15 protein-coding genes are annotated in these 12,345 nt (G+C 45.9%); 2 read left to right on the forward strand and 13 right to left on the reverse strand.

All coding sequences use genetic code 11. The features are described 5' to 3' along the window. Positions 1-130 precede the first annotated feature (130 nt). The 12 genes from CWM47_RS15095 to rpmG all read right to left on the reverse strand — a co-directional run bounded on the left by CWM47_RS15095 (position 131) and on the right by rpmG (position 8,983). On the reverse strand, positions 131-1,144 hold the full coding sequence (locus tag CWM47_RS15095) for an aspartate-semialdehyde dehydrogenase (RefSeq protein ID WP_100988900.1): 1,014 nt from the start codon (positions 1,142-1,144) through the stop codon (positions 131-133). 137 nt (positions 1,145-1,281) lie between these two features. Beyond that, on the reverse strand, positions 1,282-1,971 hold the full coding sequence (locus CWM47_RS15100; protein ID WP_100988902.1) for a hypothetical protein: 690 nt from the start codon (positions 1,969-1,971) through the stop codon (positions 1,282-1,284). An 80-nt stretch (positions 1,972-2,051) separates the two neighbouring features. Further along, the gene (locus CWM47_RS15105; protein ID WP_100988904.1) at positions 2,052-2,645 is read right to left on the reverse strand and encodes a 5-formyltetrahydrofolate cyclo-ligase; all 594 of its coding nucleotides are present in this window, start codon (positions 2,643-2,645) and stop codon (positions 2,052-2,054) included. Between the two features lie 26 nt (positions 2,646-2,671). Beyond that, positions 2,672-4,222 (reverse strand): bacillithiol biosynthesis cysteine-adding enzyme BshC, encoded by a 1,551-nt coding sequence (gene bshC, locus CWM47_RS15110; RefSeq protein WP_100988906.1) that lies wholly within the window; start codon positions 4,220-4,222, stop codon positions 2,672-2,674. A gap of 335 nt (positions 4,223-4,557) precedes the next feature. After that, a complete protein-coding gene (locus tag CWM47_RS15115; RefSeq protein ID WP_100988908.1) occupies positions 4,558-4,863 on the reverse strand; it encodes a nucleotidyltransferase family protein in 306 nt (101 codons plus the stop codon). A gap of 8 nt (positions 4,864-4,871) precedes the next feature. Beyond that, positions 4,872-6,179: a 30S ribosomal protein S12 methylthiotransferase RimO gene (rimO, locus tag CWM47_RS15120; protein WP_100988910.1), complete on the reverse strand. Its 1,308-nt coding sequence runs from the start codon at positions 6,177-6,179 to the stop codon at positions 4,872-4,874. A 63-nt stretch (positions 6,180-6,242) separates the two neighbouring features. Beyond that, positions 6,243-6,713, reverse strand: a complete 471-nt coding sequence (locus tag CWM47_RS15125; RefSeq protein WP_100988912.1) for a hypothetical protein — start codon at positions 6,711-6,713, stop codon at positions 6,243-6,245. Then, entirely contained in the window at positions 6,706-6,969 is a 264-nt protein-coding gene (locus CWM47_RS15130; protein WP_262512014.1) for a HEPN domain-containing protein, read from the reverse strand. Before CWM47_RS15130 ends, CWM47_RS15125 begins: the two co-directional genes overlap by 8 nt. Before the next feature lie 51 nt (positions 6,970-7,020). Continuing rightward, positions 7,021-7,407, reverse strand: coding sequence for a nucleotidyltransferase domain-containing protein (locus CWM47_RS40240; protein WP_100988916.1), 387 nt, complete (start codon positions 7,405-7,407; stop codon positions 7,021-7,023). Between the two features lie 9 nt (positions 7,408-7,416). Then, entirely contained in the window at positions 7,417-8,373 is a 957-nt protein-coding gene (ftsY, locus tag CWM47_RS15140; RefSeq protein ID WP_100988918.1) for a signal recognition particle-docking protein FtsY, read from the reverse strand. 172 nt (positions 8,374-8,545) lie between these two features. After that, the gene (locus CWM47_RS15145; protein ID WP_012929818.1) at positions 8,546-8,701 is read right to left on the reverse strand and encodes a DUF4295 domain-containing protein; all 156 of its coding nucleotides are present in this window, start codon (positions 8,699-8,701) and stop codon (positions 8,546-8,548) included. Positions 8,702-8,797: 96 nt separating this feature from the next. Next, positions 8,798-8,983 carry a 50S ribosomal protein L33 gene (gene rpmG, locus CWM47_RS15150; protein ID WP_012929817.1) on the reverse strand — a complete coding sequence of 62 codons (186 nt, stop codon included), beginning with the start codon at positions 8,981-8,983 and terminating at the stop codon, positions 8,798-8,800. A gap of 230 nt (positions 8,984-9,213) precedes the next feature. Between rpmG and CWM47_RS15155 the strand changes: the two genes are divergently transcribed. Continuing rightward, the gene (locus tag CWM47_RS15155; RefSeq protein ID WP_100988920.1) at positions 9,214-10,434 is read left to right on the forward strand and encodes an NADH-quinone oxidoreductase subunit D; all 1,221 of its coding nucleotides are present in this window, start codon (positions 9,214-9,216) and stop codon (positions 10,432-10,434) included. 32 nt (positions 10,435-10,466) lie between these two features. On the opposite strand, the gene hpt is transcribed toward CWM47_RS15155, so the two are convergent. Continuing rightward, positions 10,467-10,994, reverse strand: coding sequence for a hypoxanthine phosphoribosyltransferase (gene hpt, locus CWM47_RS15160; RefSeq protein ID WP_100988922.1), 528 nt, complete (start codon positions 10,992-10,994; stop codon positions 10,467-10,469). Between the two features lie 128 nt (positions 10,995-11,122). Between hpt and CWM47_RS15165 the strand changes: the two genes are divergently transcribed. Beyond that, positions 11,123-12,340 carry a tetratricopeptide repeat protein gene (locus tag CWM47_RS15165; RefSeq protein ID WP_100988924.1) on the forward strand — a complete coding sequence of 406 codons (1,218 nt, stop codon included), beginning with the start codon at positions 11,123-11,125 and terminating at the stop codon, positions 12,338-12,340. Positions 12,341-12,345 lie beyond the last annotated feature (5 nt).

Consider the following 12,345-nt stretch of genomic DNA (forward strand, 5'->3'; position numbering starts at 1 on the left):
GCTCAAACAGGCTCTGGCTGTTTGCTGATAGTATATAAACAGGCAGAGTGGTTGATAGGTCAATCTACGAAAAAAGTCCCGCTCGGCAGCAAGCCAAACGGGACCTCAGGTAAATAGTCGGGAAGAGTGGTTATACCACCACAGCTTCGCTTTCTACTAAATTATGTTTCACTAAATATTCAGCGATTTGCACGGCGTTCGTGGCAGCTCCTTTACGGAGGTTATCGGCCACAATCCACATATTCAATGTTTTGGGCTGGCTTTCATCCCGACGAATACGCCCAACAAATACTTCATCTTTTCCGTGAGCCGTCAAGGGCATTGGGTAAATTTTATTCGCTGGATCGTCCTGAACGATAATACCTTCGGCATTCGTCAGAATATCAACGACTTCGCTTAGTTCAAATTCGTTTTCAAACTCAACATTTACCGCTTCGGAGTGACCACCAATCGTTGGAATTCGAACAGTAGTCGCCGTTACCTGAATGGAGTCATCGCCCATGATCTTTTTGGTTTCATTCACCATTTTCATCTCCTCTTTGGTATATCCATTGTCGAGGAAGACGTCGATGTGTGGCAACACGTTCAAGTCAATAGGGTGCGGATATACTTTCTCAACGCCCTGTTGGCCAGTGCGTTCAGCGAAAAGCTGATCGACAGCGGCTTTCCCTGTACCCGTTACCGACTGATAGGTCGATACCACAACCCGCTTGATTTTATAGCGATCATGAAGGGGTTTCAATGCCACGACCATCTGAATAGTCGAACAGTTTGGGTTAGCAATGATCTTGTCTTCCGGCGTTAGTGTATTGGCGTTGATTTCAGGAACGACCAGTTTTTTTGTTGGGTCCATACGCCAGGCCGACGAATTATCTACGACTGTAATACCAGCCTCAGCAAACTTGGGGGCCAGTTTGAGCGACGTGCCGCCACCAGCCGAAAAAATCGCAATGGCAGGTTTAGCCGCAATAGCATCCTCGAAACTCACAACCGTATAAGGTTTACCCTTGAACTCCACCTGTTTACCAACCGAACGCTCGGAAGCGACTGGAATGAGTTCTGACACGGGGAAGTTGCGCTCGGCGAGCACCTTCAGGATTTCGCTACCGACTAAGCCAGTAGCCCCAACGACTGCAATTTTCATTTTTTTGATACGGGTAAATACCCGCTTTATTTGGTTATTAAAAACGGGTATGATTGGTAAAAACCAGCCCCCGAGTACTAATTAGCCTGCAAAAGTACGGTAAAACTTTGACGCACAGGAGTTATATTATAAAAAAGTTAGAAACGCCCAACCAAACCTACTCCCGAAGTAGAGAAAGAAGAGTAAGGCTTGAGTTGCCAGGAAACACCTCGTTGCCTTAACGCTTTATTATAATATTGAACCGAACGGCGAAAGTGTTGGCCGGGCATATTCATTCCCCAGCCAATTCCCGCAAGAATTGCGCCACCCAAAAGCATAATACCGCCTGTTGCGTAGGTGTTTTGCCGGTGAGTGTCCGTCACCGTCTGGTATCCGGCAATCTGTCCACCATAAACGGTGCCGCTGATTCCGGTTCCTCCACAGGCATAGCCGATTGGACAGTAAAAGGGTTGCTGCATAGTGAATTTGCCGTCGCTTCCCGGACCGCTAGATCCCATGATAATTGCGCCGATGAGGGCAGATGTAATCCCACCGGCAATTAGCCAGCCTCCGGTTTTACGGCTGCCGATGTACGTGTTGAATTCCTGAATGGCATCTGGGTCGCCAGAGGCATAAATATATTGCCCCAAGTCTTTTGCCCGTCGAACATCGAGGCCATCATACATATACTGTGTCTTTACGTTCTGGCCATACCGACCATTGTAAGCAGGCACTAAATCGCTTTCAATCGGTTTGAGATTTTCTTGCTGTACAGGAGGGGGAATTGTTAGTTGTTGCGCCCAGAGCTGCATCGGACCCAGCAGTAAGAGAAAAAGTAGTGTTTTCATAGCCGCTGTTTTTTTAATAAAGTTAACAACGACTTATAATTGATCATATTAAAAAGTAAATAAACCTTGATTAAATATTCTTAATTGAAGATATATGTTTGTGCAGAAGTAACGCAGATATCTAATTTCACGTCGGTACCTTCCACATCGTTGATCTGTTCGACAGGTTCGAAAAGCGACAAGCCAATCTTAAGACTGTTCGGCACACTGTTGGCCAGAAACCGGTCATAATAGCCACCTCCGTAGCCAACTCGGTTCCCGAATGGGTCGAATGCAAGTAAGGGCACCAAGACGATGCTTATTTGGGAAAGATCCGTTTCGTATCGGCTACTAATGACAGGTTCAGGAATGCCCAGCCGATTTTCTACCAGGGCCGTAGATGGAAACAGCGTGTAGTTGAGTAGTTGATTATTGTACTCATCAGTAACCGGAACGCTAATCTGGATTTGACTGAAGTTGGTCCAAATAGAATTAATAATAGTCCAGGTGTCTACTTCATTACGCCGTTTGATGGGCAGAAACGTATGCACGATAATCTGCGTGTCGGCAAGGCGGCTCTGCTCAAGATAGGCAAAAAAATTACTGGCGATGTGTTGGCTTTTACGAGTAACCTCTTCGGCTGTAAGGGCTTTGCGTTTAGCCAGAAATTTCTGACGTAACTCAGCTTTGGTCATAAAAATGTGTGTGCTACCCGATAAAATTAGTCCTGCAAACAAAGCTGCATCCGATAGTCAAACGGGTCAAAAGCTGACAGCATCTTCTGCAGGAACTGTTGATCATTCAGGTAAAACGTCAGGAAGTTTTCGTTTCGCTCCTGTAAACCCCCATTTGGGAAAAGGTCGTTTTTGACAGCCAGTAACTGCCGAACACCCGTTTCCTGATTACGTTCTTCGGCCCGTCGCATTTTCTTTTCGAGTCGGGCAACGGCGTTGGCAAATCGTTTTGTTTCGGCCAGAACGGCTCTTTCGAGCGATGGGTCGACCATTTGCGCTTTGTGCAGAATAGCGTCTAATGACTTATTGATCGTTTTGTTCTCGTTATCGAATTTGAGGGTATGGCGGGTATGCGTGTCAACAAACTCCCGTTTGAGTGCAAGCGTATCCTGAAAGAGTTGTTCGGGGGTGAGGCCCAGTTTACTAATACGTTTCGAACTAACCGACGTAACATACATGGCAAAATTACGGGGCATCAGAATCGGGAAGGGCGTTTGATACTGCTCAAACACACTTTTTAACTGTAACCAGTAAGGCACTTCTGACGGCCCGCCGATATAAGCCAGGTTTGGCAGGATCGTTTCCTGATACAACGGTCGCAGTACGACGTTAGGGCTAAACCGTTCGGGATGCTTATCCAACAGCGTTAACAACTCGCTTTCCGTAAATTTCAGTTTAGTGTGAAGCACCTGAAATGTACCGTCTTCTTTACGTTCAATCCGTTCGCGAAGCTGATCATCAAGATAGAACAAGTTAATGTCGCGCGGTGCGATTACCGTCTTGTAACCCAGTTCTTCAAGTTCTTTTGTTCGCTTTTGTACCAACTCTGCCGATTTTTGATTGGTTAGCTCATCACGCATAACGGGTGCAAAGACACGTTTTAACGACGCATCATCGGCATCTAAACAGACCAGCCCTTCAGCACCGAACAATTCATTCACATAATAACGAGCCGAATTAGCGAGCGTATCGTGTTTCAGATAAGCTTCTTCAAACAGCGAAAGTTTTTCAGGGATCTGGGAAAACAGGGTTTTTAATTCCTGAGGATTCATGCGACCAACGGCCCCACGCTGCTCTGTTTGCCAGGCATAGTTCTTGCCCATCAACGAGAAATGGTTGATTTCGGCAAAGTCATGATCTTCTGTCGCCATCCAATAGACCGGCACGAAATTATAGTCTGGATAAGCCTCCTTTAGCTTTCGAGCCAGATTTATTGTCGTAATAAGTTTGTAGATGATATAAAGCGGCCCCGTAAAAATATTGAGCTGGTGCCCAGTCGTAACCGTAAATGTATTGGGCTGGCGTAATACTGAGAAATCGGGCTTTGTAGGTAACGACTGGTATTGCCGCTCAAGGGTATCTACCAAAACCTGCCTCTTGGCAACATCAAACGTTTTTTCCTCCAATTGATCTTTAAAGGATTCTATAGTTGGAAATCGACCGTAATACGATTTTAAGCTGTCTTTATTCGTAATGTAATCGAGGAATAGGGAAGAAAACTGGCCGGTTGAGGCAAGCGGCAGGTACTGACAGTCCATGCGGAGGGTAGGGGTTGCGTTTACCGGATTTTAACAACGAAAAATCCGGCAAGGTTCGATTGAGGGTTTGCCGGATTTTCCGTTGTGATTAGTTCGATAAAGAGAATTATGGCACTTACCTATAATGAAAAAGGCCAGTTTTGTCATCCCGACAACGGAGGGATCTTCGACGAGGTGGAAATTTCAGTCTCACCCGAAGATCCCTCCGTTGTCGGGATGACAAAGATTCGCAAAGACAACCAATTGATTTTTAGGATTATGTCTTAAATTTATCCATTATTTATATTATTTAAATAACGTGAGTAATGGCATCAAGAGCGTGTTCTATCCGCTGTTTATCTCCGAATCGCCCTTTCATAAATTAATTTTTTATCCTGATCAATAAACGGGCGAATTCTGGGAGATAATCCACTGACAGATACCAAATCAACGCTTTTATTTAGTTGTTCCTCCAGATCAAGTTTCATACCAACAAACTCCAACCCTACAGGGCGGCTGTAATCTAACTCTACCAACAAATCAAGGTCACTTTTTGAATCGGCTTCGTCTCGTGCATACGAACCGAAGACGTAAGCTCGCAGTACCGGCTTATCGTTTAAGTAGCGATTAATGACCTCTAATTCGTTCGTTGTTAGTTTCATAAGCTTACTTAGACAACTTCTCCATACAAATCAAACTCCTCGGCTTTATTAATGCGAACATTGGCAAAATCGCCTAACCTCACATACTGAGAAGCAGATACCAGTACTTCATTATCTACTTCGGGCGAGTCAGCTTCGGTACGGCCGATGAAATAACCGCCTTCTTTCCGGTCGAACAGCACTTTATAGGTCTGACCAACTTTTTCCTGATTCAACTCCTGCGAAATACCCTGCTGAACCTCCATCAATTCATCGGCACGTTCCTGTTTAATGTCGGCTGGAATATCGTCGGGCATCGAATATGAATGCGTATCATCTTCGTGCGAATACGTAAACACGCCCAGACGGTCGAAGCGCATCCGCTCCACAAAATCGTAAGTCTCTTGGAACATAGCTTCCGTTTCGCCGGGGTGTCCTGTAATCAAAGTCGTGCGGAGCGTGATGCCGGGAACGCGCTCACGAATAGTATGAATCAAGCTTTCGGTTTTCTCGCGGGTAATTCCCCGACGCATCAGTTTCAATAACTCCGTCGAGCCGGTTTGCAGGGGCATATCCAGGTAATTACACACGTTTGGCCGGTCGCGCATCACGTCCAGCACTTCCAGCGGAAAACCCGATGGATAGGCATACTGTAAGCGAATCCAGTCAATGCCTTCAACATCGGCCAATTGGTCAATCAGGTCGGCGAGATTGCGTTTTTTATAGAGATCGAGCCCGTAGTAGGTTAAATCCTGGGCAATCAGAATCAATTCTTTGGTGCCGCGACGGGCCAGCGAACGCGCTTCGGTCAATAACTCTTCGATGGGGCGAGAAACGTGCCCTCCGCGCATGAGCGGAATCGCGCAGAACGAACAGGGCCGGTCGCAACCTTCAGCAATTTTGAGGTAGGCAAAATGCGCCGGGGTTGTTAACAAACGCTCGCCAACGAGTTCATGCTTGTAATCGGCACGAAGCGTTTTCAGCATGCGAGGCAGTTCATTGGTACCAAACCAGGCATCAACGGAAGGCATTTCCACTTCGAGTTCGTCTTTGTAGCGGTGCGAAAGGCAACCCGTTACATAAACCTTATCCACAATACCCGCTTCCTTGGCATCGACATACCGCAGAATCGTGTTGATGGATTCTTCTTTAGCGTTGTCGATGAAGCCGCATGTATTGATAACGACAATGTTAGCATCGTCTTTTTTCGATTCATGCGTCACGTTCATGCCGTTGCCCTTGAGTTGCGTAAACAGCACCTCCGAATCTACGAGGTTCTTCGAGCAACCAAGCGTGACGATATTGATTTTATTGGTACGTACTCCTTTGGTTTTCATCTGGTAACGCGGACATCCTGTCCGCTTTAATGGAAGCTGCTGCGGACAGGATGTCCGCGTTACTTAAAACACCGCCTGGTGTGTAATATCGATCGTTATCGAAACGGATTTATTTTTCTGGACATTGACCGGAAAAATATTATTATGGCTGTCAGTCAGATTCGCGTATAAACCCTTCGGTTCTCGAACCATGACTGTATATTGACCTGTTGGCAAACTCACGCAGAATGTACCATCTTTTCGGGATTTAACGGTTTTGACCGGCTTTACATTCCCTACAGAATTGATAAAGCCATTTTCACCCGTTTCAACCTGGGACTTGTTCAAAAGCGGGAAAACCAAGACTTCGCGTTCAACAGGTGAACCATCAGGATTTTGCCGGGGCGAGTCGGGGCTAGGCATATAATTTCCCCGTTTCTCGCGAACGATGCCGCAAATTCCTTGTCTAGCGGCTTTACGACGAGGAGATTTTTGAGCCGAAACGGCCAGTGAAATGCTAAAAAAGATTGTCCAAAAAATGACGTATTTATACATAACGTTCTTTAACAAAACCAAGAAATTCTTCAGCTACTTGAATCAGTTGGTTTATATCATCCAGCGAAAAATCACCGTCCACATCATAGTCTGCTATTTGTCTGCGCTCGAACAACGTTGCGAAATCATCTTTATATCGTTCAGGTATTTCGCCGGACTTAATATAATAAAGAGAAAACATCTCACGAGCAGCGGAATGACGCTTCGTCACAATGTTCTTGTCGGCGAGTAGTCCACGTACAAGCCAGAAAAACAATAATAGCTTGATGTGATAGCGCCGTTTGGGAATTCCGTAACAGCTATCGTTTTAGCATTGGCTAAATAACCCTCCGCTTTTCTGATACAGTTGTTCAGATCTTCGCTCATAAATGCATTTTCCGTCCTTTCTAACCTCTCTATAGAAAATACGATTTGATGTTAGAAATAGGCTTTTTGATACGACGACAGCCGAAATCGAAATGGATGTTCTGAGGTAATAATCGTTTCTGTCAGCGATTGTCGTAGATACCTCTTTAAACGGCGATACATTTTCGTCAGTTAGAACGACTAAATAATCTACGTCCGATTCTTCATTAAAGTCACCGCGGGCATACGACCCAAATAATATAACGCTGTCTAGTCGTGCGCCGTAATGCCGCTTCATGATGTCAATCAAATCTCGGTTTACTTTAAGTAGATCTGTCACGACTGCCATATAAGTCAATTATTTCTTAAAGAACGAATCCACAAACTCAACTTTATTGAACGTCTGTAAATCGTCAATTTTCTCGCCTACACCAATGTATTTGACCGGGATTTTGAACTGGTCCGAGATTCCGATAACAACACCACCTTTTGCAGTTCCATCCAGTTTAGTAATTGCCAGAGCCGTTACTTCGGTTGCTTTTGTAAATTCCGTGGCCTGAATGAATGCGTTCTGGCCGGTTGAGCCATCGAGGACTAAAAGTACTTCGTGAGGGGCGTCGGCGGTAAACTTCTGCATAACACGTTTAATCTTCGTCAACTCGTTCATTAGATTGATCTTCGTATGTAATCGTCCGGCCGTATCGATAATGACCACATCGGCCCCTATTTCGGTAGCTTTCTTTACGGCATCGAACGCAACTGCCGAAGGGTCGGTGTTCATCCCGTGCGAAATAACTGGCACACCCACCCGGTCGCCCCAGAGTTTGAGCTGGTCAACGGCTGCGGCACGGAATGTATCGCCCGCTCCTAACACAACTTTTTTACCCCGTTTATGGAATTGGGCAGCCAATTTGCCAATGGTCGTTGTTTTACCAACACCATTAACGCCTACCACCATAATTACATAAGGCTTGATTCCGGCAGGCAGCGAGAAGTCGTCGGCAACATCAACGGTATTGTTATCAGACAGTAAAGCCGCTATTTCTTCGCGGAGAATGCGATCCAGTTCTTCGGTACCCACATATTTATCTCGGGCAACGCGTTCTTCAATCCGGCGAATGATTTTAACCGTTGTTTCAACCCCCACGTCCGACGAAATGAGAACATTTTCAACTTCGTCCAGAACCTCTTCGTCAACAGTTGCTTTTCCAACAACGGCCCGGCCGAGTTTAGAGAAAAAGTTATCTTTTGTTTTCTCTAAACCTTTGTCGAGCGTTTCTTTCTTTTCCTTTGAAAATAAACCAAATAGGGCCATAAGGTAGAGTCAGTGAGTTGGTCAGTTGTTAGTCAGATTGTTTTCGTCATATAAATACTCAACGGCTGACTCACTAATTGAGGTAACTATAATTTAATAAAAAAAAGTCCCACAGAACCCTATAAGGCTGTGGGACAAATGTCTTCGTACAGGAAGCTGACTTTTTCAATGCCTAGCTTTTCAGCGCAGCCTGTACTTCGTCAACCGGGACCATTTCTTCTTTGAAGGTATAAGCGCCGGTTTTAGGCGATTTCACGGCTTTGATGATCTTGGCGAATGCCTTACCGTTATCCTTCGTTTTCAGGGTTGCAACTACCTTTTTTGCCATGTCGTTTGTGTCGTTTAGGGTTTATGGTTTTCAGTTTTCGCAATGGTATCAGGCTTGCTTTTACCTGCCGTAACCAGAAAACTATAAACCAGAAACCTATTTAATTTCTTTGTGCAGCGTTACTTTCTTAAGGAACGGATTGTATTTCTTCCGCTCGATACGAGCCGGCGTATTTTTCCGGTTTTTCGTAGTAATGTACCGGGACATGCCGGGAACACCGCTGTCTTTCTGCTCGGTGCATTCCAGAATAACCTGGATTCTATTGGCGCCTTTCTTTGCCATCGCTAAAGTTCGTTTTCTCAATAAGGAGCGCAAAGGTACGCAATCTCTTTCAGTTGACAAAGAGCTTGTTAGAAAAAAACTTGTGAATTTCAGGGAATGCGCTTAGAAATGTCAATCTCGGGTTGACATTAGGGCACCGGCTTTCGACCTTTGGGGTAGCCATGTACCAAACAGCATCTTGCTGTTTGTGTAAATTAAATCAAACAGCAAGATACTGTTTGGTACCAATTATGAATACGCAAACAATACAGTACGAATACGCACCGGGACATTTTAAGGCATCAGAACCGACTGTATATCGGCCTGGTATGCTCGAAGAGGGTGAAATGATTCTCAACATGGGACCGCAGCACCCGTCAACGCATGGCGTGCTGCGATTCGAAGTCGTGACCAATGGTGAAATAATTGTCGATGTGGTGCCACATCTTGGTTATCTGCACCGTTGTTTCGAGAAACACGCCCAGTCACTTCCATTTAATCAGACAATTCCCTTTGTGGACCGACTTGATTATCTGGCGGCCATGAATTCCGAGCATGCATTTGTAATGGGAGTGGAGAAGATGCTGGGTATTCAAAACGATATTCCAAAGCGAACCGAATACATACGGGTGCTGGTAGCCGAACTTAACCGAATTGCGGCTCATTTTGTGGGTATTGGCACCTATGCGCTTGATATTGGGGCCTACACGCCTTTTCTCTGGCTCATGCGCGATCGTGAGCACATTCAACGGTTATTAGAATGGGTTAGCGGTGCCCGGATGCTCTATAATTACATCTGGGTCGGTGGGCTATTTTATGATCTGCCCGTTGGCTTTGAGGAACGTTGCCGCGAGTTTATAACCTACTTGAAGCCTAAGCTGGTCGAGCTACAGCAAATTGTTATCGACAATGAAATTTTTATAAAGCGAACGGCCAATGTAGGGGTGTTGCCCTTACCCGTAGCGATCAATTATGGGTGTACAGGGCCGATGTTGCGGGGTTCGGGCTTGCGGTATGATTTGCGTCGGGTAGATGGCTACTCGGTCTATCCCGAACTGGATTTCGATATTCCTATTGGTGAAGGTAAAGTGGGTACGGTGGGCGATTGCTGGGACCGGAACAATGTGCGCGTGCTGGAGTGCCACGAGTCTATCCGAATTGTGGAGCAGTGCCTCGATCAGCTCTTGGGCGATCACAAACGTACTCGCGATTATGATCCACAGGCTGTGGTACCCAAAAAGATACGTCCGAAAGCTATGGACTTTTACGCCCGTGCCGAAAGTGCTAAAGGTGAACTGGGTTTCTTTTTTCGTACGGATGGAAAATCAGATGTACCCGTGCGTTGCAAAGCCCGGTCGTGTTGTTTTCATAACCTGTCGGTCATCAGCGAAATCAGTAAGGGGGCTATGCTCGCCGATTTAGTGGCGATTATCGGGTCGATTGATGTCGTAATGGGTGAGGTAGACCGGTAACGTCCGGGCCGGACTGGAGCTTGTGCCGGATGTTATTTCAACACTAATATATCTTGCGTGTTTCTGCCTAGGCCGTCATAATCCAGGCCGTAGCCCAGCACAAAACGGTTTTCGATTTCGAAGCCAACATACTGCAAGTCGAGTTTTTCTTTCAGGGCAGATGGCTTGAATAAAAGGGTAGCAATGGCTATAGAGGCCGGTCCCTTTTCCCGAAGTTGGGCACATACCTGGTGCAGAGTCAAGCCCGTATCGACAATATCTTCGATAACGATCAGGTCGCGGCCTTCGATGGATTCATTCAGGCCCAGAATCTGTTTCACTTGACCGCTGGATTCTGTTGCTTCGTAAGACGCTACACGGATAAAGGTGATTTCGCAGGAAATGGTCAGCTGTTTGGCCAGATCGGCTGCAAACAGGAAGGCACCGTTCAAAACGACTACAATAAGCGGTTGTTTGTCGGCGTACTCCTCATTGATTTGCGTAGCTAGCTCCTGAATTCGCTCCTGAATAGCTTTAGCGGGAATAAACGGGACAAATGTTTTGTCTTTGATGGTTATCATATTGGCGTCTTGGTGCTCAAATATACGCTGATGCTGAGTAAGTGGGCAAAAGTTTGTCGAAAAATAAGCACGAGTAAACGGACTGCCAGTCGTTTACGTTCATATATTACTAACGCAAATTTTAACGAATGAATAAGGTATTGTTGACGGTATGGTTATTCGGTATGGCGGTTTTGGCTCATGCCCAACTCTATGACCCGTCGGCGTTTGATAAGAAGTACGATGGGTTGTTAAAGCACCCCGGCGTTCAGATTGAATCGGCAGAGGCCATCAATCTAATGTATAATTATAAATTTTACGAGGCCGATAAGGAGTTCCGGTGGCTGCGGGTACGGTATCCCAAACACCCGATGCCGTATTTTCTGATGGGCCTTGCCGAGTGGTGGAAAATCGTACCGAATACCGACGTTACGGATTACGACACCCAATGCATAGCCTACATGGATACGACCATTGCATTGGCCGAAAAGCTGTACGATGATAGCGACAACAAGCTGGAGCCTTCATTTTTTCTGGCGGCTGCCTATGCCTTCAAAGGGCGGCTATACTCGGAACGCAAAAAGTGGACGAAGGCAACCTTCGCCGGGAAAAACGCACTTAAGTATTTTGAGAAGTGCAAAGGCAACGCCGATTTTAGTCCCGAACTGCTCTTTGGCGATGGGATGTACAACTATTATGCGCAGTGGATTCCGGAAAACTATCCTATACTGAAGCCGATTCTGATGTTTTTCCCAAAGGGAAATAAGCTGAACGGAATTAAGGAGTTGGAAAAAACGGCCAATTCCGCCTTCTATACGCGGGTAGAGGCCAGATATTTTCTGGTTCAGATTTACAGCATGGAGAACCAGTATGATAAGGCTTATGAAATGTCAAAATACATGTATGAGCAATATCCTGACAATCCTTTTTTTGAACGCTATTATGCACGATCTGCCTTTGTAACGGGGCGTTTGGCCGAAGCTGAAAAGCTTTCCAAAGATATTCTAGAAAAGGTTGATCGTACGCAGGCAGGTTACGAAGAAGTAAGCGGACGCACAGCAGCTTATATTCTGGCTTATGTTAACCACTTGTTCTACAAGAACTTACCTGAAGCCAGAGTGAACTACCAAAAAGCGGTTGATTTTGCCAAACAAACAAATTCGACCAACTCGGGCTATTATTTATCGTCGGTAGTGGGACTGGCGAAGATCGCCAACGAAGAGAAAAACTATGATCTGGCGCAAACTTACTTCAAAGAAGTGCTGGACAAAGCGGAGCGGAAATCCAGCCAGTATAAAGAAGCCAAAAAGGCGTTGGACGACGCGAAGAAGTCAAGAAGAGAGGAGCGCCGGAAGCGGAGAGACTAGATTAG

The sequence above is a fragment of the Spirosoma pollinicola genome (assembly GCF_002831565.1).
GTDB classification, from domain to species: domain Bacteria; phylum Bacteroidota; class Bacteroidia; order Cytophagales; family Spirosomataceae; genus Spirosoma; species Spirosoma pollinicola.